Origin of the sequence: Synechococcus sp. MU1611 (genome assembly GCF_020514255.1) — a bacterium.
Lineage (GTDB): Bacteria > Cyanobacteriota > Cyanobacteriia > PCC-6307 > Cyanobiaceae > Parasynechococcus.
On the sequence record NZ_VTLC01000002.1, the window covers coordinates 270,236 to 293,875 of the forward strand.

Annotated in this window: 27 protein-coding genes; 17 read left to right on the forward strand and 10 right to left on the reverse strand. The window is 60.7% G+C overall.

Annotated elements, in window-relative coordinates; all coding sequences use genetic code 11:
- Positions 1-31 precede the first annotated feature (31 nt).
- Positions 32-1,075 (reverse strand): GTP 3',8-cyclase MoaA, encoded by a 1,044-nt coding sequence (locus FZZ92_RS05860; protein ID WP_226422771.1) that lies wholly within the window; start codon positions 1,073-1,075, stop codon positions 32-34.
- A complete protein-coding gene (locus FZZ92_RS05865; protein ID WP_226397527.1) occupies positions 1,072-1,656 on the reverse strand; it encodes a molybdenum cofactor guanylyltransferase in 585 nt (194 codons plus the stop codon). Before FZZ92_RS05865 ends, FZZ92_RS05860 begins: the two co-directional genes overlap by 4 nt.
- A 274-nt stretch (positions 1,657-1,930) precedes the next feature.
- Here FZZ92_RS05865 and FZZ92_RS05870 point away from each other — a divergent pair, with 274 nt between their 5' ends.
- Positions 1,931-3,472, forward strand: coding sequence for a NarK family nitrate/nitrite MFS transporter (locus tag FZZ92_RS05870; protein WP_226422772.1), 1,542 nt, complete (start codon positions 1,931-1,933; stop codon positions 3,470-3,472).
- 81 nt (positions 3,473-3,553) lie between these two features.
- A complete protein-coding gene (locus tag FZZ92_RS05875; RefSeq protein WP_226422773.1) occupies positions 3,554-5,785 on the forward strand; it encodes a nitrate reductase in 2,232 nt (743 codons plus the stop codon).
- On the opposite strand, the gene FZZ92_RS05880 is transcribed toward FZZ92_RS05875, so the two are convergent.
- Positions 5,766-6,233, reverse strand: a complete 468-nt coding sequence (locus FZZ92_RS05880; protein WP_226422774.1) for a nitrate reductase associated protein — start codon at positions 6,231-6,233, stop codon at positions 5,766-5,768. The genes FZZ92_RS05875 and FZZ92_RS05880 overlap by 20 nt on opposite strands.
- Positions 6,234-6,511: 278 nt before the next feature.
- Between FZZ92_RS05880 and FZZ92_RS05885 the strand changes: the two genes are divergently transcribed.
- From FZZ92_RS05885 to glp, 4 genes are read left to right on the forward strand one after another with little or no spacing between them, the layout of a single operon-like run.
- Complete coding sequence (locus tag FZZ92_RS05885; protein WP_226422775.1) at positions 6,512-6,823, forward strand: hypothetical protein; 312 nt, start codon at positions 6,512-6,514, stop codon at positions 6,821-6,823.
- 26 nt (positions 6,824-6,849) lie between these two features.
- Positions 6,850-7,548, forward strand: a complete 699-nt coding sequence (locus FZZ92_RS05890; protein ID WP_226422776.1) for a carbonic anhydrase — start codon at positions 6,850-6,852, stop codon at positions 7,546-7,548.
- On the forward strand, positions 7,545-8,021 hold the full coding sequence (gene moaC / locus FZZ92_RS05895) for a cyclic pyranopterin monophosphate synthase MoaC (protein ID WP_115024665.1): 477 nt from the start codon (positions 7,545-7,547) through the stop codon (positions 8,019-8,021). Before FZZ92_RS05890 ends, moaC begins: the two co-directional genes overlap by 4 nt.
- Positions 8,005-9,255, forward strand: a complete 1,251-nt coding sequence (gene glp, locus FZZ92_RS05900) for a gephyrin-like molybdotransferase Glp (protein ID WP_226422873.1) — start codon at positions 8,005-8,007, stop codon at positions 9,253-9,255. Before moaC ends, glp begins: the two co-directional genes overlap by 17 nt.
- Here the strand turns inward: glp and FZZ92_RS05905 are convergent.
- Entirely contained in the window at positions 9,240-10,049 is an 810-nt protein-coding gene (locus tag FZZ92_RS05905) for a DUF3598 family protein (RefSeq protein WP_226422777.1), read from the reverse strand. The two genes, glp and FZZ92_RS05905, sit on opposite strands and share 16 nt — an antisense overlap.
- Before the next feature lie 60 nt (positions 10,050-10,109).
- On the opposite strand from FZZ92_RS05905, the gene FZZ92_RS05910 reads away from it, so the two are divergent.
- Positions 10,110-10,973 carry an NAD-dependent epimerase/dehydratase family protein gene (locus tag FZZ92_RS05910; RefSeq protein ID WP_226397533.1) on the forward strand — a complete coding sequence of 288 codons (864 nt, stop codon included), beginning with the start codon at positions 10,110-10,112 and terminating at the stop codon, positions 10,971-10,973.
- On the opposite strand, the gene FZZ92_RS05915 is transcribed toward FZZ92_RS05910, so the two are convergent.
- On the reverse strand, positions 10,937-11,365 hold the full coding sequence (locus tag FZZ92_RS05915; RefSeq protein WP_115024667.1) for a molybdenum cofactor biosynthesis protein MoaE: 429 nt from the start codon (positions 11,363-11,365) through the stop codon (positions 10,937-10,939). The genes FZZ92_RS05910 and FZZ92_RS05915 overlap by 37 nt on opposite strands.
- Before the next feature lie 3 nt (positions 11,366-11,368).
- Positions 11,369-11,605 carry a MoaD/ThiS family protein gene (locus FZZ92_RS05920; protein WP_115024668.1) on the reverse strand — a complete coding sequence of 79 codons (237 nt, stop codon included), beginning with the start codon at positions 11,603-11,605 and terminating at the stop codon, positions 11,369-11,371.
- 45 nt (positions 11,606-11,650) lie between these two features.
- Between FZZ92_RS05920 and moaB the strand changes: the two genes are divergently transcribed.
- Positions 11,651-12,148: a molybdenum cofactor biosynthesis protein B gene (moaB, locus tag FZZ92_RS05925; protein ID WP_115024669.1), complete on the forward strand. Its 498-nt coding sequence runs from the start codon at positions 11,651-11,653 to the stop codon at positions 12,146-12,148.
- Positions 12,149-12,159: 11 nt separating this feature from the next.
- Here moaB and cobA read toward each other — a convergent pair whose 3' ends face one another.
- Both cobA and FZZ92_RS05935 read right to left on the reverse strand, forming a co-directional pair.
- Positions 12,160-12,948, reverse strand: a complete 789-nt coding sequence (gene cobA, locus FZZ92_RS05930) for a uroporphyrinogen-III C-methyltransferase (RefSeq protein WP_115024670.1) — start codon at positions 12,946-12,948, stop codon at positions 12,160-12,162.
- Positions 12,945-13,607 (reverse strand): DNA mismatch repair protein MutS, encoded by a 663-nt coding sequence (locus tag FZZ92_RS05935; RefSeq protein WP_226422778.1) that lies wholly within the window; start codon positions 13,605-13,607, stop codon positions 12,945-12,947. The genes cobA and FZZ92_RS05935 overlap by 4 nt, the downstream gene beginning before the upstream one ends.
- Positions 13,608-13,634: 27 nt before the next feature.
- Here FZZ92_RS05935 and FZZ92_RS05940 point away from each other — a divergent pair, with 27 nt between their 5' ends.
- From FZZ92_RS05940 to FZZ92_RS05960, 5 genes are all read left to right on the forward strand, one after another.
- Positions 13,635-13,901 (forward strand): hypothetical protein, encoded by a 267-nt coding sequence (locus tag FZZ92_RS05940; RefSeq protein ID WP_226422779.1) that lies wholly within the window; start codon positions 13,635-13,637, stop codon positions 13,899-13,901.
- Positions 13,902-14,157: 256 nt separating this feature from the next.
- Entirely contained in the window at positions 14,158-15,699 is a 1,542-nt protein-coding gene (locus FZZ92_RS05945) for a ferredoxin--nitrite reductase (protein WP_226422780.1), read from the forward strand.
- Positions 15,700-15,713: 14 nt separating this feature from the next.
- Positions 15,714-15,905, forward strand: coding sequence for a hypothetical protein (locus tag FZZ92_RS05950; RefSeq protein WP_226422781.1), 192 nt, complete (start codon positions 15,714-15,716; stop codon positions 15,903-15,905).
- Between the two features lie 34 nt (positions 15,906-15,939).
- Complete coding sequence (locus tag FZZ92_RS05955) at positions 15,940-16,827, forward strand: formate/nitrite transporter family protein (RefSeq protein ID WP_226422782.1); 888 nt, start codon at positions 15,940-15,942, stop codon at positions 16,825-16,827.
- Positions 16,828-16,834: 7 nt separating this feature from the next.
- Positions 16,835-17,557: a HEAT repeat domain-containing protein gene (locus FZZ92_RS05960; RefSeq protein WP_226422874.1), complete on the forward strand. Its 723-nt coding sequence runs from the start codon at positions 16,835-16,837 to the stop codon at positions 17,555-17,557.
- 53 nt (positions 17,558-17,610) lie between these two features.
- On the opposite strand, the gene cynS is transcribed toward FZZ92_RS05960, so the two are convergent.
- Positions 17,611-18,096, reverse strand: coding sequence for a cyanase (gene cynS, locus FZZ92_RS05965; protein ID WP_170951222.1), 486 nt, complete (start codon positions 18,094-18,096; stop codon positions 17,611-17,613).
- A 195-nt stretch (positions 18,097-18,291) separates the two neighbouring features.
- Between cynS and FZZ92_RS05970 the strand changes: the two genes are divergently transcribed.
- A complete protein-coding gene (locus tag FZZ92_RS05970) occupies positions 18,292-18,462 on the forward strand; it encodes a cyanate hydratase (protein WP_226422783.1) in 171 nt (56 codons plus the stop codon).
- 77 nt (positions 18,463-18,539) lie between these two features.
- On the forward strand, positions 18,540-19,607 hold the full coding sequence (locus FZZ92_RS05975; protein WP_226408605.1) for an anthranilate phosphoribosyltransferase family protein: 1,068 nt from the start codon (positions 18,540-18,542) through the stop codon (positions 19,605-19,607).
- Here the strand turns inward: FZZ92_RS05975 and FZZ92_RS05980 are convergent.
- Entirely contained in the window at positions 19,568-20,035 is a 468-nt protein-coding gene (locus FZZ92_RS05980) for a GNAT family N-acetyltransferase (RefSeq protein WP_226422784.1), read from the reverse strand. The two genes, FZZ92_RS05975 and FZZ92_RS05980, sit on opposite strands and share 40 nt — an antisense overlap.
- On the opposite strand from FZZ92_RS05980, the gene FZZ92_RS05985 reads away from it, so the two are divergent.
- Entirely contained in the window at positions 20,034-21,323 is a 1,290-nt protein-coding gene (locus tag FZZ92_RS05985; RefSeq protein WP_115024678.1) for an MFS transporter, read from the forward strand. The genes FZZ92_RS05980 and FZZ92_RS05985 overlap by 2 nt on opposite strands.
- A gap of 45 nt (positions 21,324-21,368) precedes the next feature.
- A complete protein-coding gene (gene ppk1 / locus FZZ92_RS05990; protein ID WP_226422785.1) occupies positions 21,369-23,507 on the forward strand; it encodes a polyphosphate kinase 1 in 2,139 nt (712 codons plus the stop codon).
- The last annotated feature ends 133 nt before the right edge of the window (positions 23,508-23,640 follow it).

Here is a 23,640-nt window from a genome sequence, read left to right on the forward strand (position 1 = left end):
CTCACTCAAAAACGGTGACGATCACAACGGTTCAGCCCCCCAGATACGCCATCTCCGCATGCGTTGACGCACCGGCCTCTGGATCACGCTCCTCGCTGTAGCGGTCTTGGCGCCGCTGCCAGAGATCGCGTATGGCCTGCTCGAGGCAAGGCTCCGACGAGAGCACAGGCTTGAGATCCATGCCATGAGCGGAGAACAAACAGGTGAACGCCTGCCCATCGGCGGTGACACGCAACCGGTTGCAATCTCCACAGAACGGCTCACTGATGGAGGCGATCACACCGATGGATCCGGCGCCATCGCAATAGTTCCAACGCTGTGCCGTGCCACCCCTGGGGCGCCCCAGGGGTTCGAGCGGCCAACGGGCGTGAATGCGCTCCACCATCTGCGCCGCCGGCAGCACCTGGTCCAGCCTCCACTGGTTGCGGTTGCCCACATCCATGAACTCAATCAAGCGCAGCTCCACCCCCTGCTGCCGCGCCAAACCGGCCAAGGGAAGAAGTTGATCGTCATTCATCCCCCGTTGGATCACGGCGTTGAGCTTGAGTTCACCGGCCGAGGGGTCAAAACCAGCGGCACGAGCCGACGAAATGCCGTCCTGCACCTTGCGCACCAACCGTTCACCGGCGACAGCGCCACCCTGGAGACCAGCCATGCGCGCTGCTGCCTGCCCTTCTGCTGCATCCAAGCTGATGGTGATGCGATTCAACCCTGCTGCGCGCAGCGACCGAGCCATCGGTTCCGAAAGCAAAACCCCATTGCTGGTCAGCGCCACCACTTCAAGACCTGCTATGGGATCTGATCGACGCCTCCGGGCCTGCGCCACCGCCTCAAGCAAGGGCAACAACCGACGGCTCAACAACGGCTCTCCACCCGTGAGCCGTAGCGTTTGGGTTCCAAGGCGCGAGGCGACACGAATAACGCGCATCTGCTGCTCAAGCGTGAGCAAGCCAGGGGGATCATCCACATCCGGACGGCAGTACGGACAGGCGAGATTGCAGCGGGCCGTCAGCGACAGCCGCAGTACTCCGAGGGGCCGGTTGAAACGATCTGCGAGCGGCAGCGAGGTGCTCATCCTTCCAACGCTGACAGATCTGCTGAGCAATTGGCATTCAGCAGAGCCTCTGCAGGCAACTGCACCGACTGATGAGGAACACGCATCAACCAGTCCATCCAGCGCAACTCTCCACGTTGCAATTGCTGATCGAGACAGGAGCGAAAGGGGGAGCCTGAAGGAATCACCGCCAACAACGGCTGCAGCCGCATACCGTCATGGGCCACCGCTGCTTGCTCAGGAGCACGGTTCCAGGCCGCGATGAGCTGAAGAAATACAGCCGTCCGCAAGCGCGGCATGTCCACCGGAAGCACCAGCAACGCCTCCCCGGGCGGAAGCGGCAGCACCCTGGCAAGCGCCTGCAGGGGGCCATTCCAAGGAGGGGGCTCCAACAGCACGGAACATCCAGGTCGGAGCCCCAGCACCTCTGCATGCTCGCGATGGCGACTCAACACCTGCACCGGATACCCCAAGGGCAGCAGCTGGTCGACCAACGCCGTTAGCCAAACACCACCGGATGGATGGGGCAACAGCGCTTTGTCACGCCCCATGCGACGGCTGCTACCGCCACTGAGCAAACAAACCCGCAAGCCTTGGTTCACATCTCTGATCAACAATCTGCACCAGCGAAGTCCAACAACCCAACAAAGTTGCAACCGCTACCAAATCATCCAGGCACAAGAACACCTGATCCAATCAATCAGCTCCATTGATGTTTGCAGGGGAACACAAAAACAGAAATTGGTAACCAATCTGACCAAAGAGTGGCCCGACGAATTGATTAACTGCGCGAGTTAAACGGATCTTCTTTTCGACCGTTTTGCCATCCCCGGGCACCCTTCGTTTTGACGCCCGAGGTTTCACTTCTTCTTCTCAATGCTTGGCGACCTCTGGTCGTTCCAGGGCAGGTATCGAACCCTTCACCTGACCTGGATCGCCTTCTTCCTGACCTTCGTGGTCTGGTTCAACTTGGCCCCTCTGGCCACCACCGTGAAAGCGGACCTCGGATTGACCGTTGGTCAGATCCGCACCGTGGCCATCTGCAATGTGGCCCTCACCATCCCGGCTCGCGTGCTGATTGGCATGCTTCTGGACAAATTCGGACCCCGGGTCACCTATTCGTCGATCCTGGTCTTCTCAGCCTTTCCTTGCCTGCTGTTTGCGTCCGCTCAGGACTTCAACCAACTGGTGGTGGCACGTCTGCTGCTCTCCATCGTGGGCGCCGGCTTCGTGATCGGCATCCGAATGGTGGCCGAGTGGTTCCCTCCTAAGGAAATCGGCCTCGCGGAAGGGATCTACGGCGGCTGGGGCAACTTCGGCTCCGCCTTCTCCGCCCTCACGATGGTGGCCCTCGCCGGCTTCCTCTCCTTCTCCGGTGGTTTCGAACTGCCGACCGGTGCTGTTCTGAACTGGCGCGGTGCGATCGCCCTCACCGGCATCGTTTCGGCTGCCTACGGCTTCTTCTACTTCTTCAACGTCACGGACACACCCCCCGGCAAGACCTACCAGCGGCCTGAGAAGACCGCAGGCCTGGAAGTCACCTCCATGCGCGACTTCTGGGGCCTGCTCGGCATGAACGTGCCCTTCGCAGCCATCCTCTGTGTTCTCTGCTGGCGCCTGTCGAAAGTTGGCTTCCTCACCGCAAGCACCTATCCGCTGGCCCTCGGTGCCGTCGCCGTCTGGTTTGCCTTCCAAACGTGGGGAATCATCCGCACCAACCGCGATCTGATTCTTGGCAACAAGGTTTATCCCAAAGAAGACCGCTATGAGTTCCGCCAGGTGGCGATCCTCGAGCTCACCTACATCGTGAACTTCGGCTCCGAACTGGCCGTGGTTTCGATGCTGCCCACCTTCTTTGAAACCACCTTCGATCTGCCGAAGGCCACGGCCGGAATCCTGGCCTCCTGTTTCGCTTTCGTGAACCTGGTGGCCCGCCCTGCCGGTGGTCTGATCTCCGACCGCGTCGGCAGCCGCAAGAACACCATGGGCTTCCTCACCGCCGGTCTCGGCGTGGGCTACCTGGTGATGAGCATGATCAAGCCGGGCACCTTCACCGGCACCACCGGCATCGCCGTTGCCGTGGTGATCACCATGCTCGCCTCCTTCTTCGTGCAGTCCGGTGAAGGCGCCACCTTCGCGCTGGTGCCCCTGGTCAAGCGTCGCGTCACCGGTCAGGTGGCCGGTCTGGTCGGTGCCTACGGCAACGTTGGTGCTGTGACCTACCTGACCATCTTCAGCCTCCTGCCGATGTGGATGGGCGGCGGCGGCGAACCCACCCCCGAGGTGATTGCTGCCTCCAACAGCGCCTTCTTCCAGATCCTGGGCGTCGCAGGTTTGGTCGTGGCCTTCTTCTGCTTCTTCTTCCTCAAGGAGCCCAAGGGCTCCTTCGCAGAGCTGCACGAAGGCGAAACGGCCTGATCCATCACCCTCCGCAGCACCCTGTCGCTGCACAACGACCCGGAGCTGCCGCTCCGGGTTTTGTTCTTTTTTGGTTCCTGCATGGTCAACTCCCCCCGCAGCGTGCGCAGCCAGTGCCCCTACTGCGGAGTGGGCTGTGGCCTGGAGCTGCTCCCTCCTGCTGTGAAGGGTCAAGCCGTAAAGCGGGATGGTGAAGGCAATCCAATGTGGACCGCCCGCGGCGACCGCGAGCATCCCTCCAGTCTTGGTCAGGTCTGCATCAAGGGCGCCACAGTTGGCGAAACCCTGGCCCAAGGACGACTGCGCCAACCCCTATTCCGCGAAACGCTCGAGGACGACTTCGCACCGATCAGCTGGGACGAGGCCCTCGACAAAATCACCGGACAGATTCAGGCAAGCGTGACCCAGCGCGGCAATGCCGATGGCATCGCCATGTACGGCTCCGGCCAGTTCCACACCGAGGACTACTACCTGGCCCAGAAACTGCTGAAAGGCGCACTGGGCACCAACAATTTTGATGCCAACTCGCGGCTGTGCATGAGCTCAGCAGTGGCGGGCTACACCCGCAGCCTGGGCTCCGATGGCCCCCCCTGCAGCTACGAGGATCTCGACCACTGCTCAGTGGCGTTTCTGATCGGCACCAACACCGCCGAGTGCCACCCGGTGCTGTTCCAGCGTCTTCTGAAGCGGAAACGAAAAAACCCTGGCAGCGTCACCATCGTGGTGGTGGATCCACGCCGCACCGACACGGCCAAAGCCGCCGATATTCACTTGCCGATTGCACCAGGCAGCGACCTGGCCCTGCTTCACGGCATTGCCCACCTGGTGCTCCGCGAGAACGGCCAGGACCCAGCTTTCATCGACGACCACACCGAGAATTACGACGCCTTTTTTGACGTCGCCGCCCGCTGGACACCGAGACGGGTTGCCCTGTTCTGCAACATCCCCGAAAAACGCCTGCGGGAAGTGGCCGCTCTGTTCCACCGGCGCGAAAAGGTGCTCAGCCTCTGGTCAATGGGGGTGAACCAACGCCGGGAAGGAACAGCAGTGGTGCAGGGGTTGATCAATCTGCATCTGCTCACCGGCCAGATCGGCAAGGAAGGAGCGGGCCCGTTTTCCCTCACCGGCCAACCAAATGCCATGGGCGGGCGTGAGGCTGGAGGCTTGGCGCATCTGCTGCCGGGCTACCGCTTGGTGGCCAACGCGGAGCACCGTGCCGCAGTGGAACAGGCCTGGCGGCTGCCAGAAGGAAGGATCAACGCCAAGCCTGGATTAGCGGCCTGGCAGCAGATCGAAGCAATGGAACAGGGCGCGCTGGATCTGTGGTGGGTGGCCGCCACCAACCCCCTGGTCAGCCTCCCGGATCTCGACCGGGTGAAGTCAGCCATGAACAAGTGCCCGCTGGTGGTGGTGAGCGAGGCCTATGCCGACTCTGAAACGTCCCATTACGCCCACCTGCTTTTACCCGCAGCCCAGTGGAGTGAGAAGGCCGGTGCCATGACCAATTCCGAACGACGGGTGACCTATTGCCCGGCCTATCGACGCCGCTTCGGCGAAAGCCGGCCCGACTGGGAGGTCTTCGCTGACGTGGGACGCCGCTTGGGCTACACCGAACAATTCAGCTTCGATTCAGCGGCTGAGGTTTACGCCGAATTCACCGAACTGACCCGAGGGCGCCTCTGTGACGTCAGTGGCCTGAGCCATGCGCTGCTTGAACAGGACGGGCCACAGCAGTGGCCGTACCCCCACGGCAGCAGCCCCAGCGCAGCAGCGAAACGCCTCTACGAAGACCATCAGTTCCCCACCCCGAACAAACGCGCCCGCTTCAGCACCGATCAACCGCTCGGGCTGGCGGAACCCCCCTGCGAGACCTACCCCCTGGTGCTGACGGTGGGCCGCTATCTGGGGCAGTGGCACACCATGACCCGCACAGGGAAGGTGGAACGGCTGATGAAACAGCATCCCGAGCCGCTGCTGGAGATTCACCCCGGTGACGCTCAGGATCTAAAACTGCGCAACGGCGAACTGGCAGCGATCAGCTCGCGCCGCGGTCACCTCACCGCGACCGTGAAGGTCACCGATCGCATTCGGCGTGGATCGGTCTTTCTGCCAATGCACTGGGGATTCACCCAGGAGAAGGCCTGCGAGGCCAACACCCTGATGCATGACGAGGCCTGCCCGGTATCGAAGCAGCCGGAACTCAAGGCCTGCGCGGTGATCGTGGCTCCGGCCGTCTCGGTGGTGAAGCCCGTCGAGCAGCAGAAAGGAAAGCTGGAGGCACTGCGCCGGCTACTCACACCAGCACTTCGCTGAAGGCTGCTTCAAGGTTGTGGTGATCGTGCCCCGGCCGGGCCAACTTGCACAACGCAAAGCGATCCAGCTCACTGAGCTGAGCCCATTGCTCCAGGGTCAGCAACACACCTCGCGCCGTGGCCGCCTCCTGCACCGCAGCGGGCAGCTCGGCCAACTGTTGCCAGGGGGCGCCGCTGACCGGTGGAAGATCCTTCGCCATGCCATCGGCCATGGGGCTGGTGCAATCGCGCAGGTGCTGGCGAAGCTGCTCGAGGGCGTCGGCCCCATCCGGCCAATCCACCAGGGTTTGACGTTGATCCCTGGAGAGTTGCAACCAGTGATTGAGCTTTAACTTCACCCCACAGAGATCAAGTTTCCGACGCACACACAGCGGTATGCAGCGCCAGTTGCCGATGAAATCCTGCTCAAAGGCAAAGCAATGGCTGGCGGAATCGCAACGGCTGGACATCAACCAAAGCCTTGATTGGTGTCAATGATGACAACAGAAGACCGCGGAAACAGAGATGTTTACGTTGATACAAATCTTGGCCTGTGCGCTTCGCCCTCTCCCTCGGAATGTTGCTGGGAATGTCCCACGGATGGGTCACGGCTGAAGCTCTCCAGCAACATCCAATGCAGGACTTTGATCCCATAGGAACTGTTAATTCCGCTACACAATTCAGCCCATTCAGTAGTCGTTCACACCAATTCTTTCCATACTGAAGCTCTGTTCTGAGAGTTTCTGCCGTGACCAGCAGCGTCTCGTCCACTTCCGGCCGCAGCCCCATCACCCTGGCAGCCGGCTTCCTGGGTGCGTTCATCGTTGGTTCCCTCGCCGTGCAACTGGTGCGCAGCCAGACGGCCTCCGTCCAGGCCGGCACGGCTGCAGTGGAACCAGTGATTGCCGGGCCAGCTGCTCTCTGGGCTCCCTTGGGCGAAGCGGATGTCTCCTCCATGAGCGCGAATGTGAGTGCTCAACCGGCTGCTGCCAGCAAGCCCGCCGTGGAACCCGTGGTCGGCTCCGAGGCCACGCTCTGGGCCCCCTTCGGCGAGCGCTGATCACACAGCCTAAATAAGCTGGCGGCATGGGGATCCAACGCCGTCAATTCCTCCACTCAACAGGCGGAATGGCCTTGGCCGCCCTAATACAAGCGCGGCCTGTTGATGCTGCCGAAGATGGGTTCTGCGTTCCCGACGATCCACTTCAGGCCCTGATGGCGGGGAACCGCCGTTTTGCAGATGCGTGGCGCCTGGCGCTTCAGGAGAACAGGGCAACGCTGCGGACGACCGATCCTGACCCACGCTGCTTCAATTCCCCCAGAGCTTTGTCCACAAGCCAACGTCCCTGGGCGACTGTGCTCACCTGCTCTGATTCACGGGTGTCACCGAGCTGGGTGTTCGACACCACCCCTGGCGACCTGTTCGTGATCCGCAACGCCGGCAACAGTGCTTTTGACGAAGCGATTGCCTCGGTGGAGTACAGCGTCAGCGTTCTCAAAACCCCGTTGGTGATGGTGATGGGGCATAGCGGCTGCGGAGCTGTCACGGCGGCGATGGACGACAAGCCTTTGACCCCTTCGCTGGAACGGCTGATCCATCCCATCGAGGAGACCATTAGCGGCAGCAGCAATCTGGCGGAGGCCGTCAGACGCAATGCCCTTGCCACAGCATCCACGCTGATCCAACGCAGCTCGGCCTTGGCCGAAGCGAAAAGCAGCGGTGCCCTGAAACTGGTGGTGGGTTATTTCGAACTCACGACCGGTGTTGTGACCTTGATCAAATGACGGAAGAGCTAAGTCATCTGAACCAACAAGGCGAAGTTCACATGGTGGACGTGGGGGACCGTCCTGCCAGCAAGCGCGAAGCCCATGCCAGTGGAGCCATTCGTATGGCGCCCGCAACCCTGACCCTGATCCAGCGGGGAGAGACACCCAAAGGGGATCTTCTGGCGGTCGCCCGGGTGGCTGCCATCCAGGCCGCAAAACGCACTTGGGAATTGATTCCCCTGTGCCACCCCCTACCGCTCAGTGGCATGGATGTGTCGATCGACGCGGACGAATCCCTGCCTGGCCTCGTCGTCCACTGCCGTTGCCGGACAACGGGCCAAACCGGGGTGGAAATGGAAGCAATGACAGCCGTTTCCGTGGGGCTGCTGACCCTTTACGACATGCTCAAGGCGGTCGATCCAGCCATGACGATCGAGGCCATCCAGCTTCATTTCAAAGAAGGGGGGCGCAATGGTGTTTGGAAGCGCTGAGCCGTACGGACGCGAAGGTCTACCCCTGGAGGAGGCACGCCGACGGGTTCTGGCGGCAATCGAGCCGATCACGGCCAGCAGCACGGTGCCCCTCCAGGAGGCCCTCGGCCGCGTGAGCGCAGCAGCTGTGCTGGCCAGCACGGCCGTTCCGGGGTTTCCGGCCTCAATTATGGATGGCTACGCCTTGGGGCAAAGCCACCAGCCCAAGCTCGGAGAAACCTGGCAGCTGAAAGGGCGCTCCGCCGCAGGCCAACCCTTCAACGGAAGCCTGGCCAACGGCGATGCGATTCGGATCCTCACCGGAGCTCCACTGCCGAACGGTGCCGGCTGGGTGCTGCCCCAGGAGCTCATCACAGTGGACGGCAACACCCTCCAGCTGGCGAAAGAAGCGTCGGATCGTCCCTGGATTCGCCCGAAGGACGAGGAATGCCGGCCGGGGGACCTGCTGCTGGCCGCTGGACAGCGATTGGGGTCCGCCGATCTCGCACGCCTCGCCGGCTGCGGCATCGCCGAATTGGCCGTTGTGCCGCAACCCCGCATCGGGCTGCTGATCAGCGGGGACGAACTGGTGCCACCCGGGACAGCGCGGCACCCCGGTGCCATCTGGGAGAGCAACGGCACGCTTCTGGAGACGATGCTCCAGGCCCTCGGGCAGTCGGTGACCCAGCGACGGGTGGTGGCCGATCAACCCAACGCCCTGCGGCAGGCCCTGCTTGATCTGGCCAAGGACTGCGACGTGGTGGTGAGTACCGGAGGCGTCTCGGCCGGCGATACCGACTGGATCCGACCGCTGGTGGCGGAGCTGGGTGCCGTGAACTTCTGGAAACTGTTCCTTCGCCCGGGTCGCCCCTTCGCCTTTGGAAGCATCGGTGAAGGCGTGCCGTTTTTCGGACTACCGGGCAATCCCGTGGCGGCGGCGGTCACCGCCCTGCAACTGCTCTGGCCCGCCCTGCAGGCCCTGGAGGGGCAGATCGAACCGGAGCTGTTCCCCCGGGTGATGGTGGAACTCGCCGACCCTTTAAGCCGCCGACCGGGACGGCCGGAACTGGCCCGAGCCCGCCTCGATACCAACGCCGCAGGAGCCCTGCTGGCACGGGTGGATGGCTCGCAGGCCTCCTCCCGAATCGGCTCTCTGCAACGGGCCGATCTTCTGTTGGAACTACCGGCGGAGGCCGGCTCCTTGCAAAGCGGTACGCGCCTCTGGGCCCAGGTGATCCGTCAGCGAATCTTCTGAACCGTCGCTGGGCGAAAGCATCGGCGCTCCCAGGCCAAGAGCTGGCCCGATGCATCGAAATGGATGCTGACCTGCTGAAACAACTCAGCGCCGAGACGTCCAGCGATCTCCAGGCTGAAAGGCTCCGCTGAAATTTCACTGGGCACCGAGAACACCAAGCCATCGGGCATCACGGCTGAGCAGTCATTGTGGAGAAATTGGTGCGCATCAAACACCACGGGAGCAGCGTCCTCGGCCTCGGCGTTCACCCCCAGCTGAGGTCGCAGCGTCTGCCGCTCACCGCTCCATCCCTTCACCAAATCCAGCAGAGCCTCGGGTGTCCCGCATGCGGGACGCTCGGGTTCGGGATCGGGGCTCAGACGACAACGAAAGCCCACCGCCCCAACGCGCTGCAAGCGCCAACGGCCGTTCCGCGGTTCCCAGAGCAGCACCAGCATCGAGCGGGAGCGACCGCAAAACAGGTTGATCTCGTGGCCGAAGCGCGGACGATCGGCATCCAACCCCAGGCTGGACTGGCCCCCCGCCCCGGGAAACTGCCAACAACCGCCACCGGCGTTGTATTTGGCTCGGCTGATGGGATAGGTGGCCTGGCCGCCGGGAGCAAACGCCAGCCCCGACCCATCCCAGACCCCGTGGTCATCATCGGAAAAGGAAATCGCGTATGTGGTGGGGTCAATCCGGCGGGATGGACGCTGTAGGTCCAGCCGATCGGCGCCGTCGCGTTCAAACCAGTGGCCACAGCCCTGCCAGTGGCCGGCGAAATTGCGACGGTTGAGGGTCCATTGATCAGTCATCTCCGTGACGGCATGGAACGGTCGATCTCCTTAGGGTCGCTGCAACAGCCATCCCCCGCCATGGACCTCACGATCGTTGGCTGCGGGTATGTGGGGCTTGCCCTGGCGGAGCGGCTGCAACTGAGACGGCCACAGCTAAGGCTGACGCTGACCACCACCACCAGCGAACGGCTGGAGCACCTCAGCTCCTTGGCGGATCGGGTGAGGGTGTGCGATGCCACCAACCCTGCCCAATTGCTGGATGCACTGCAGCAGAGCAGCAGCGCCGTGTTCTGCCTCGGTCCCAAGGGAGATCGCCAGGTGGATGCCGACGGCTACCGCCACACCTTCGTCGACAGCTTCCGCTGCCTGAAGTCGCTGTTGCCACAACTGCCGAATCTTCGACAGATTCTCTACACGAGCAGTTGCTCGGTGTACGGCGATGCCCAGGGTGACTGGGTGGATGAGCAAACGCCGCCCGACCCGGGCCGCGGCCATGGCGATGTTCTGCTGGAAAGCGAGCAACTGCTCAACAGCATCAGCGACCGGCGCGTTTGCATCCTGCGCCTCGGAGCGCTGTACGGCCCCGGCCGCGATCTGGATCGACGTTTGCGCGGACTCGCCGGCCTGGAACGCCCCGGCAGCGGAGGCTCTTACAGCAACTGGCTGCATGTGGCGGATGCCGCCGGTGCCCTGGAAGCAGCAATGGATGGTGAATGGGCCAGCGTGGTGAATGTGGTCAACGACGAACCGATCCTGCTGCGGAATCTCGTGGAGCGAAGCCTGCGACGCCAAGGGCTGGCACCGGTGCACTGGCTTGGACAAGACGATCCGAGTTCAGCGGGCCGACGGATCCGCAACACCCGGCTCAAACAGCTGGGCTACCAACTGCAGCACCCAAGCGTTGATCAGAGCGGCGTATTTGCCGCCAGCCAGGTTCCCTGACCGCTGCACCACTCCCGCTTCCAGAACGGGGCCTGATGCTTGAGTTGCTCCAATAACGCGGCAGAGCAGCGCTGCGCCGCGCCGCGCCGATCCGCCTGGACCGCCACCAGCACAATCGGGTCCCCAGGGGCGAGCCTCCCCACCCGATGCAGCACCAAAATCGGTCCCACCCGGTGCTCCTGCTGCAAACGCTGTGCCATGGCCGTGATCTGACGTTCGCAAAGGCCGGGGAAGTGCTCCAGCTCAAGCGCCTGCAGAGGCCGGCCATCCATGGTGGTGGGACGCACCCGACCAATGAAGATCGCCGCGGCCGCGGCATCCCCACTCCAGTTCGCAAGCTGCTGCCAAGGATCAAAGGGATCCGGGCACACCTCCACACAACAACTGGTCATGCTTCAACCCCCCGTGAACGGTGGAAGAAAGGCCAGCTCATCACCGGCCTGCAACCGCTGATTCGCACCGACCAACTCCTGATTGACCGCAATGCTGATGCCCTCGAGCGGGCCAAGATCCAACTGGTTCCAGACCTCACGGGCCGTTGATACCCCTGGCGTGAAGGGGAGGGAACGCTCCGCCCAACCGGCACGTTCTCGGAGGGAGGCGAACAACAGCACCTTCAGCACCGCGTCCATGGCAGCTGGAGCGGTTCTAGCGTCCGAAGGCTCCGCCGCTGTGCCATGGGCCTGTCCATCGCCCTGCTCACCATCTCCGACACACGCACCCTGGCGGACGACAGCAGCGGAGATCAGCTGCTGCGCAGCCTTGAAGCCGCCGACCATCGGCTTCACGAGCGAAGACTCTGCCCCGATGATCGCTATCAAATCCGCAGTGAACTGAGCCGCTGGATCGCCGATCCCGCGGTTGATGTGGTGATCACCAGTGGGGGTACCGGTCTGACCGGCCGCGATGGCACCCCCGAAGCCGTGGCACCTCTGCTGGACAAAACAATCGAAGGATTCGGGGAACTGTTTCGCGTGCTCTCCTTCGAGAGCATCGGCACCAGCACCCTGCAAAGCCGCTGCCTTGCCGGCGTGGCCAACGGCACCTTTGTGTTTGTGCTGCCGGGTTCTCTGGATGCGGTGACCACGGCTTGGGACCGGCTCATCCGTGCTCAGCTCGATACCAACACCCGGCCGTGCAACCTGGCCCAGCTCCGGGCTCGCTTGAAGGAATAGAGCGTGGATTGTCAGAACGGAATCGGCATCGTGACCGCTGCCGGTGTGGGCATGCAGGCCTCAACCTGCTGGTCAATCACCTCACCAACCACAACGATCGAGGGTGACTTGAAGGCTTGCGCTCGGCATTGATCGGCAACGTCAACCAAGGTTGCTTTGAGGCAACGCTGCCCCGCCACCGTGCCCTGCTGGATCACCGCCACGGGAGTTGTCGAAGCCAAACCACCCGCCATCAGTTCCTCCGCGATCCGGGGCAGATTGTGCAATCCCATGTAAATCACCAAGCCGTCACTGGCAGCGGCCAAGGCACGCCAATCCACAGAGGGACGGCGCTTGTCGATTTCCTCATGACCGGTGACGAAGGTCACCGATGACCCCGCCCGCCTGTGCGTGACGGGAATTCCGGCATAAGCAGGGGCAGCGATGCCGGCCGTCACGCCCGGGACCACCTGAACAGAGATGTTCCTTTCCGCCAAGTAAGCCGCTTCTTCACCTCCACGACCAAACAGAAAGGGATCACCCCCCTTCAACCGCACCACCGTGCTGTGTTTCTGGGCCATTTCCACGAGCACGGCGTTGGTGCTCGGTTGCGGCACTGAATGATGCCCACGACGCTTGCCGACAAAACGGCGTTCGCAGGCATCAGGGACAAGATCCAGCACTTCCTCGGGCACCAGCGAGTCGTACACCAGGGCATCGCACTCGCGAAGCAGCCGATGCGCCTTCAGCGTGAGCAACTCGGGATCGCCAGGACCGGCTCCCACCAGATAAACGGTTCCGGATTGTTCAGCGATGCTCACGGCAGAGAAACAAGCAGATCGATCAAGGCCTGACGGGTGGGGGGATGCTCCAGCAGAGGAGGCAATCCACCAGCTTCGCTTAACGCCTCCGTCATGCGATTCGGAGCTAGAGCCAACGGGAGTGGCCGGGCGCGGGGATGGCGCTGCTGGAACTCCGGCCAGGCATCGAAGGAAACCAACGGCAACGCCAATCGAGACGACAGCATCGTGAGAAACCGATCCGCCACACCTGGACGGAGAGGATGGTGCACCAGCACGGCATCACGCCGTTCCGGCAGGGGAAGCGCTGAAAGCACAGCGTCCCACCAGGAGGTCCATGCACCGAGAAAGGGCAGCAAGCTCACATTGGCCCCAGTTGAACGAAGCCTGTCCCGAATTGCCGGCACATCGGTTCGAGCGTGAGCTCCAGGCAGCAACAACAAAGGAACGATCCAAGCGGGTTGGAGAGGAGCCGAAACGGCCTGTTCAGCTGTCAGCACCTCGAGCTGTACCGGCGCCGATCGCCGCTGAGCCAGAAGAGGCGGCAGGGATGCCAAACAGTCGGGAACAGCACCGCCATTTCGGCCGTGCACCACGAGATGCAGACCACGCCTTCTCGCGTCGGAAGCGTCATTCCGTAGCAATGGCCACGGATCGATGACCGTGCCGGCTGATGTCATCGGGTTGTTCTGAACGTTGAGGAAGTCATGGCGCCCCGCCGTAATTTTGATCGTGCTCCATTGGACAGTCGCTCCTACCGCGAGCCTCTGGAAGGACGCATCGAGCGATACGACGCCCGGAACGACCGCTACCGCAGGGGATACGACCCCAGGGACGCCCGCTACGACAGAAGACTTGATCGCGCGGCTGGGCCGTCCGAATTGGACCAAGACTTCGCTGCGATGAAGCGCGTTTGGCAAATGCTCCGGGCCGGAGCGGTGCGGATGGTTGGCGAAATTGGACGCCAATACTGAGGCTTAATCAGGTTGCCTTTTACGGCCTCACGGGAACCACCAGATGTAGCCGAAATTACAAATTGGCCAAATCAGAGCCCTGCAATCGATCAACTCCAAAAGTGTTCTCTTTGTTACGGACCAGGGTTCCCATCACGGTGATTATTCAATCAACCCAACGCACCCTTCGTTTTGAAGCGTTGCCGGTCTTCGGGCCATCTCGATTGATTCGCACCTCGTCTTTGAGCAATCAATCCGCCCACTTTTCAATCGACTTATGACTACTAGCTCTCCCTCCAGGCCTTACCTGGATGGCAAGAAGCTCAACAAGATCGAGCAGAACAAGGCGGCCAAGGATGGCCTGTTGGTCGGTAGCGAGATCGAGAAATTCGCCGAACTCGGCTGGGAGCAGGTGGATGAGACCGACCTTCAACTGCGTTTGAAGTGGTACGGCATGTTCTGGCGTCCGAAAACGCCAGGCAAGTTCATGCTCCGCCTGCGTGTGCCCAATGGAGTACTAACCGCAGATCAACTTCGTGTGGTTGGTTCGATCGTCGAGCGCTACGGCGAAAACGGCAGTTGCGACATCACCACTCGGCAGAACCTTCAGTTGCGTGGTGTGCTGCTGGGCGACCTGCCAGAGATTCTTAAACGACTAACGGAAGCAGGTCTCAGCACGATTCAATCCGGCTTCGACAATCCCCGCAACGTCACTGGCAACCCAATCGCCGGCATCGATCCCAACGAGATCGTCGACACGCGGCCCTACACAACCGAGCTGCAGAACTTCCTCACCAACAACTGCCAAGGGAACCCGGAGTATTCCAACTTGCCCCGCAAGTGGAACACAGCCGTTGCAGGGGCGAAGGACAACTTCCTGCTCCACAACGACATCGTCTTTCATCCCGTGGAACGGGATGGGGTGATGGGTTTTGGTGTGTGGATCGGCGGTGTTCTGTCATCGCAGATGAATGCCTATGCCATTCCTCTGAATGCCTGGGTGAAGCCTGACGAAATCTGCAAGATGACCGACGCCGTGATCCGGCTCTGGCGCGACAACGGCGAACGGGACAAGCGCCCCAAAGGCCGCTTCCGCCTCTATCTGGATCAGGTGGGCCACGACGTGTTCCGCAGCCAAGTGGAAGAACTCTTCGGTCCGCTGACATCGGATCCTGGCTCCGTGTTCAACACCACGCCCCGCTCCCACTACGGATTCCATCCCCAGAAACAGGAGGGCCTGTCCTACGCCGGTCTGCACGTTCCAGTCGGCCGCCTGACCGCCCAGGATCTTCAGGATTTGGCCACCGCAAGCCTCAATTACGGCAGCGGCGAAGTGCGTCTCACGGAAGATCAGAACGTCATTCTCGTGGGACTGGCCAACGACAAACGGGAAGCCTTGAAGGCCGATGCCCTCGTGCAGCGCTTCCCTCTGGAACCTGGTCACATCTCGGCTGGAACGGTGTCCTGCACCGGCAACACCTACTGCGGCTTTGCCCTAACCAACACCAAAGACCAAGCCCTTGAAGCAGCCAAGGAACTGGATCAGGAGCTCAACCTTCCCGACGAGCTGAAGATCCACTGGACCGGCTGCCCCAACACCTGCGGCCAGGCCTACATGGGTGCCATCGGCCTCACCGGCACCAAGGCAAAAAACAGTGAAGGCGTGATGGGCGAGGGCTACACGATGACCATCGGCGGTTCCCAAGGCGCCAACCCAAGCATCGGCGAAATCCACCGCAAGGCCATCCCCGCCGATGAGATCAAGGCAGCTCTGAAAGAGGTGTTGATCGACAAGTTTGGGGCCACCCCGAAGGCCTGATCGCTGCTGTCGCCGTGACGCTTCCTTTTGAAGTCACGGCTCCAACGCAACGACCACACCCCCTCACCGTCATGGCCAACCGCAACGACGTGTTCTCTCGTTTCGTCAACTGGCTTAGCGCCAGTGGTCGCGACGGAGCCGCCATCAACCGTCAGGGCGGCAGCCCTGATCTGTTCTCCCGCCTGATGAACCGCATCAGCGGCTGACATCAAACCTTCGTCCAACTCTCAATCTCAACCGATGGACTACGTCCTACCTAATGAGCTTGTCGACGGCATGATTGCCGCCGGCGGCAAAAAATCAACGGTCAGCGTGAAGAACCTGCTGATCCGCGGCTTTTACTCCGGAGCCATCCTTGGCCTGGCAGTGATCCTGGCCCTGACCGTGGGCATCACCGTGAAAGCGCCCTTCGTCGGCTCGCTGCTGTTCCCCTTCGGCTTCGCCAGCATCGTGCTGTTCGGCATGGAGCTGGTCACCGGTAACTTTGCGCTGCTGCCGATGGCCACCTGGGCTGGCAAAAGCACCTGGGGCGCCACCTTCCGCAATTGGGTCTGGGTCTGGATCGGCAACTGGATCGGCACCGCAGTTGTGGCCGTGATCATGGCGATCAGCCTCACCAGCGGCACCATGGATGGCGCTGCTGACAATGTCGGCCCGCCGATCTGGGATGCCGTGGCCCAGAAGATCATGGCTCTCAATCAAATCAACGTTGAGAAGAAGTACGAGGCCCTGGGAAGCATGGGCTTTTTCCTCGCCTTCCTGCGCGGAGTGGTGGCCAACTGGCTGGTCTGCCTTGGCGTAACCATGGCTCTGGTGAGCAAGAGCGTTCCTGGCAAAATCCTGGCCTGCTGGCTTCCGATCACGGCCTTCCAATCGATGGGCATGGAGCACATCGTGGTGAACCAGTTCCTTCACACCGCCGGTCCGATCCTTGGTTCAGGTGTCCCCTTCACCAAGGTGATCTTCTGGAACTTCCTGCCGGTCACCCTGGGCAACATCGTGGGCGGCATGGTGTTCATCGGCATGCTCTTCTACAGCACCCACCGCACTCAGATGGAGAACGTGCTGCCGACCGAGCACGATGAAAAGCTGGAGCGTGAGCTCGCTGCAGAACTGGGTGCCCGCTGATCCATCCATGAACGACGAAGCCGTTCTCTGGGAACGGCTCGCCCGATCACGACGCGCTCCTTTGGAGCCCGCTTGGCTGGGGGAGGTCTACTCCCCCAGCCTTTCTATTGATCTGCGGCGAGCCCTCTGCGAAAAACTGGGGATGCAGGCCGAGCGGGGCTGGCCCGTCATCCAAGAACTCCTCGCCAACCATGGGGTTCAAACCGATTTAGTGATGGCAGCAGGGCTGTGCCACCAGAGCGAAGCCCGCGATTGGTTGTTAGTTCAACTCGAGCAAACCTCGGACAACGAGGACGCCAACCTGATGGTGGTTCAGGCTCTGGCCTGCTGGGGAGCCGAGGTTCCAGAGTCAGTTGTAGTGAATTGCCTGCATCACCCAGGCCAACTGCACCGCCTCGCCGGTCTGCAACTGCTCAGCTTCCGGTCCCACTGCCTCGACGACGGCGAACTGCTGCAGTTCTGCCAAGAAGTCTTGAATGATTTTCGCGATCCAGTCGTTGTGGCCGCTATTCGGGTTCTGCAACGCCGCGATGGCGGGTTGATCAGCGAAAAGCTGGCAGAACTGTGTCGCAACGGTTCCCTCCCTGTTGCAGAGGCAGCATTCCGCGCGCTGGGTTGCATCGCCACACCTGCCAGTCAGCGCTGTCTGCTGGAACTGAGCGAAGAACTGAATGACGACACTCGAAGGAAGATGGCAAGCACCCAGCTCAGCCAACAGTTTCGCCAATAAAAAAGCCCCGCTTTTGCGGGGCCTTGATGTCTTTAATCAAGACAACTGGTTGTTCACCACTTTTTGTAAGGCAGAAACTTGCCGCACATGGTGATTTTGACCCGATCACCTTTGGGATCTTCCACTTTGTCGACATCGAGGGTGAAATCGATCGCGCTCATGATGCCATCACCAAAATGCTCCTGGATGACATCCTTCAGAGGCATTCCATAGACCTGCATGATCTCGTAGAAGCGATAGATCAAGGGATCGGTGGGGATCACAGGATCAAGACTTCCCTTGGTGGGGAACTCCTGCAAAGCCGCGGTGATGGCCGGATCAAGGGAAAGAAGCGCAGCCAGCTTGTCAGCCTCTTCCTTCGAGGCCGTGGCTTGACCGTAGAACAATGAAGCAATCCAGACCTCATCAAGGCCCATGGCCGCTTCCAGATCGGCAAAGCTCATTCCCTTGGCTTTCTTGGCAGCCATCAAGCTGGCTGTGACGGTCTCCTGAGAAGGAGCTGACAACGACGGGGTCGAAGGAACAGCTGAAACAGTCATGATTAAACGAAAAGTTGTTATTGCCGCCTCAAAAACAGCGTTCCAAACCGGAACGTCTCAGCAGCTCAGAAACTGTTGCGCAAACACTGACTTAACAATGAAGCATCAACTACAAAACAACAGCCTGTTTTGAAGCAATCGGCACAGCCAACAGGCTCGTGGTGCGAGTGAAATTGAATTCAAAGAAGAATTTCGATGAGCCAATTTTTCCAATCCATGGCAAGCCTGCTTCAGGGGCAATTCCTTCCACCGACCACAGCACCCCAACTGATGCTGGAACGGCTCTATTACGCCGATGGCCGCCACCACCCGGAGCATCCACGTCATGGCAGCTTCGAGGGGCTATCCCGTCTAGGCGGGCCCTGAGCTTTCGTAGCAATTGCTACCCCTGCCGGGTCAGTCGCTCCTGAAGACTGACCAAATCTTTAGGCCGGAACTTTGAGATGAGCGGAGTTCTCTCCGGCCGCGACCGCTTCAAACAGCACCTGCGCAAGGTGGGAAGCGGTGAACACACCAGCAAGGGCATGAGTCGCGAGGAAGCGGCTGATGCCATGGAGCTGATGTTGCAGGGCGCAGCGACGCCCGCACAAATCGGAGCCTTTCTGATTGCCCATCGCATCCGACGGCCCGAACCCCAAGAACTCACGGGGATGCTCGACACCTACCGAACCCATGGGCCGGTGCTGCAGTCGATGGCCGGCAGTCGAGCACCGCTGTGTTTCGGCATGCCCTACGACGGACGCACGCGGACAGCACCGATTTACCCGCTCACCACATTGGTGCTTCTGGCCTGTGACCAGCCGGTGGTTCTGCAGGGCGGTGACCGGATGCCGATCAAATACGGCGTCACCGCTGTTGATCTGTTCCGCCTTCTCAATCTCGACCTCTCAGGCCTGCCGATCAGCGCCGTTGCAGACGGGTTCCAGCAAAACGGCTTCGCCCTGATCCATCAACCGGATCACTTCCCCATCGCGGAAACACTGATCGGTTACCGCGAAGAACTGGGCAAGCGTCCCCCGGTCGCCAGCCTGGAATTGCTCTGGACTCCCCATCAAGGCGACCACCTTCTCGTCAGTGGCTTTGTGCACCCGCCAACCGAGGCCCGCGCCTGGGAAGCCCTCAAGCAAGGCGGCGAGACCGATGTCCTCACCGTGAAGGGTTTGGAAGGAGGAACCGACCTGCCCATCGGCCGTGCCTGCATCACGGCACGGGTGCGGAACGGTGAAGCAGAGCGGTTGATTCTGCATCCCCGCGACCATGGTTGCCATGACGCCGACGTGGAATGGGCTGACGAAAGCACCTGGGCCGAGCAGGCGCGGGACGCCCTGCAGAACAAAGGCCCTCTCTGCGATGCCCTGCGCTGGAATGCCGGCGCCTATTTATGGTTCTCCGGCTGCAGTGAATCCCTGGAACTGGGCATTCAACGGGCGGAATCCGTCATGCAGACGGGGCAGGCCCAAGCCAGGCTGGATCAACTGTGCGCTTGGCGAAGCAGCTTGACCATCCGATAGCGCTCAAACGGCACGCCTCCGATCAGGATTGTTTCCGGCGACTCCACCACCCAGCCACGACGCTGCAGCAACGATCGGCTGAGCTGGCTGGCCTCCGTCCGCAATTGCAGGACGCCGGACGCCAACGCATCAGCCTCAATCTGGTTCAGAAGGGCACTGCCATGGCCGCGCCGCGATGCCCGACCGCGGCAGTAGAGCAGCGACAGACGGTCTTCGGGATGACGGATCGCAAAAGCTGAACCGTCCGTGGTCAGCCAACCCGAGCCATCCCGGAACGTCGCATCCAGCACACCGGGCAACCAGGCCAGGGCTGCCCAGGCTCTGACTTGTTCCTCTGAATAGAGAAGAGGGGCCTGCGATTCGATCGCGTCGGCATAGATCTCCCGCAGAAGCGATTGATCCTCCGGAGCAATCGGACGCAAAGCCATGGCAACCGCCTGTGGGAATGTGAGTCTCTCCTGTGTGGCGACAAGCTTGCAGCGTCCCCGGATTCCCACACTGCTCAGCGCATTTCTCACGCTGCTCAACGACCGGCTCAGCGAAAGCATTGTTTTTCCGCTGTTGCCATTTCTCCTGGCCCAGTTCGCCCCAGACGGACGAACCCTGGGCCTGCTGGCGGGGAGCTATGCACTCGCTCAATTCCTGGTGACCCCGTTGATCGGAGCGCTGAGTGATCGTTACGGGCGCCGACCCGTGATCAGCATCTGCGTCGCAGGCTCAGTTCTTGGACTCGGGCTGTTTGCAGTAACCGTTTCCCTGCCTTGGCCCAGCCAAAGCCTTCTGCCCTTGCTGATGCTGTTCGCAGCGCGGATCATTGACGGCATCAGCGGCGGTACGGCTGCAACGGCTAGCGCAGTGCTTGCCGACATCACGCCTCCTGACAAACGAGCCCGTGCCTTCGGATTAATCGGCGTGGCCTTTGGCTTGGGTTTCATCCTTGGCCCCTTCGTTGGAGGACAACTGGCCCGGGTGGCGGTGTCACTTCCCGTTTGGGTCGCCACAGGATTCGCTGCACTCAACCTCTTGGTGGTGCTCAATCTGCTGCCGGAGACCCATCCCCAAGACTCCCGCAAAAGCCTTCCCAGAAAACGCGACCTGAATCCGTTTGCACGGCTGAGCCAAGTGCTGATGAACCCCAGCGTGGGTCGACTCTGCGCTGCATTTTTCCTCTTCTTCCTGGCCTTCAACGGATTCACAGCCATCCTGGTGCTCTATTTCAAGCAGCGCTTCGGCTGGGGCCCTGAGCTGGCCACCACCGCATTCCTTGTGGTGGGAGTGGTCGCCACCGTGGTCCAGGGAGGGCTGATCGGTCCCCTGGTCAAGCGGTTCGGTGAATGGCGTCTGACCTTGCTCGGCCTGGGTCTGGTGATCATTGGATGCCTGCTGATCCCCAGCGTCGGCTCATCAGACCGAGCCGGCGCGATTTTTACCGCCGTCGGAATCCTTGCTCTGGGCACAGGCCTGGTCACACCAAGCCTGCGCAGCCTGGTGTCCAGACGCCTAGGCAGGGAGGGGCAAGGCAGCGCCTTGGGCAGCCTTCAGGCCCTGCAAAGTTTGGGAAGCTTTCTCGGACCCCCTTTGGCAGGGTTGAGCTACGACCTGCTCGGTCCTGTGAGTCCCTTTGCAGCAGCGGCAACCGTTCTGGTGCTTGTGATCGGCCTGGTCGCCGGAAGCCCTCTTCCAGACATCTCCGATACACGAACAAGCGAATCCTGATTGCTACGTTTTGGCTAACAACACGAACGCCGAGCCGTTCAGCCCATGTGCGCAGCAGCCCTAGCCCCGGAGCACTACATCAACCGGGAGCTGAGCTGGATCGCCTTCAACGAGAGGGTGTTAGCCCAGGCCCTTGATCCGCGCACACCCTTGCTGGATCAAGCGAAGTTCAGCGCCATTTTCAGCAACAACCTCGACGAATTCTTCATGGTTCGCGTGGCTTCCCTGAAGTCACAGGTGGAGGCCGGCGTCAGCAAACCGAGTGAGGATGGCAAGTCACCCCTGGAGCAGCTGCTTGCGATCCGAGAGCAACTCATTCCCCTGCTGAAGCAGCAACAGGTGCACTACCGCCAACACCTGAAGCCAAAGCTGCTGGAACACAACGTTGAACTGCTCGATTACAAACAACTCAACGAAGACCAGCGCACCTGGGTTGACAACACCTTCCAGACGTCGGTGTTTCCGGTGCTGACGCCCCTGGCTGTGGACCCAGCTCATCCATTCCCCTTTGTCAGCAATCTGAGCCTGAACGTCGCCGCCGTGGTTGTTGACCCGGAAACAGGGCAACGTCAATTTGCACGCGTCAAAGTTCCGCAGAAGAATCTTGCTCGTTTCATCGCCATCCCCTCAGAACTGAGCGGAACTGAGGACAAACCAGTTCACACCGCCATTGCTCTCGAGCAGGTGATCGCCTTCAACCTTGAGGTGCTGTTTCCCGGCATGACGATCGAAGGTCACTACTTCTTCCGCGTGACGCGGGATGCGGATCTGGAACTGAGGGATCTGGAAGCCGATGACCTGATGCTGGCCCTGGAACAAGGGCTGCGGAAACGACGGATGGGCGGTGAGGTGGTGCGCCTCGAAGTTCCCAACGAGATGCCAAGAGACGTTGTGGAGATGCTGATGACCGGGTTGAGCGTGGAAGAGGAAGACCTTTACGTAATCGATGGACCCCTGGGCCTGGACGACCTCTTCGGGCTGACCGGGCTATCACTGCCGAAACTCAAAAGTCGTACCCAGGGAGGCCAAACACCGGCTGTGCTTGCACGCAGTCAGCAGCACCTGGTTGAAGAGGGCGCGATCAAAGCGGATGAATTCGAATCGATCTTCTCGGTGATTCGTCGTCAAGACATCCTTCTGCATCATCCCTACGAGCTCTTCTCCACAACCGTCGAAGAGTTCATCAATCAGGCAGCGGACGATCCCCAGGTGATGGGCATCAAGATGACGCTCTACCGCACCTCCAAAGACTCTCCGATCATCGCTGCCCTGATCCGCGCTGCTGAAAACGGCAAGCAGGTGATGGCACTGGTGGAATTGAAAGCGCGATTTGACGAAGACAACAACATTCAATGGGCCCGGCACCTGGAGCAGTCAGGGGTTCACGTTGTCTACGGCGTGCTTGGGCTCAAAACGCACACCAAGATCGTTCTGGTGGTTCGTAAGGAGAAAGAGAAGCTGCAGAGTTATGTGCACATCGGCACTGGCAACTACAACTCCAAGACTTCGAAGCTTTACACCGATCTAGGCCTGCTCACAGCCAACCAAGAGCTGGGACAAGACCTGGTTGAACTGTTCAATTACCTCACCGGTTTTTCGAAGCAGCAAAGCTTCCGTCGCTTGCTCGTGGCCCCCGTCACGTTGCGAAAAGGTATGGAGCTGTTGATACGCCGAGAGATTGAGCATGCCCAACAAGGCAGACAGGCCGTGATCCGAGCCAAAATGAATTCCCTGGTCGATCCCAGCATCATTTCGCTTCTTTATGAAGCGTCTCAAGCCGGAGTGAAGATCGAATTGATCATTCGCGGCATGTGCAGCCTGTATCCAAACCGCCAGGGGTTGAGCGAAAACATTCGGGTGATCAGCATCATCGGCCAATTCCTGGAACATTCGAGGATCTTTTGGTTTGCCAACGGTGGCTCTCCAGAGGTTTATATCGGCAGTGCCGACTGGATGAGCCGCAACCTGGACCGACGGATTGAAGCGGTCACACCAATCGAAGATCCAGAACATCGCCAGAAACTGGAACGCCTGCTGCAGCTTTACCTGAATGACAACCAGGGCGCCTGGGACATGCAGAGCAACGGCACGTTTACACAGCGCAAACCAACAAATGAGGCCCCAGAACGCAATTCCCAGATTCAATTGGTCAAGGAATGGAGCAAGGGCATCCAATCCTTGTAATTCTTTGGTTTTTTCAAGAGCGCTGCGTCTGTGATGTCCGATACAACATCACTTCAAAAACAAACTTGAAGCAGCCACGATCACGCCCGCAACAGTTGCTTCGAGAACGAAAAGATTTAGATCCGGAAATTCT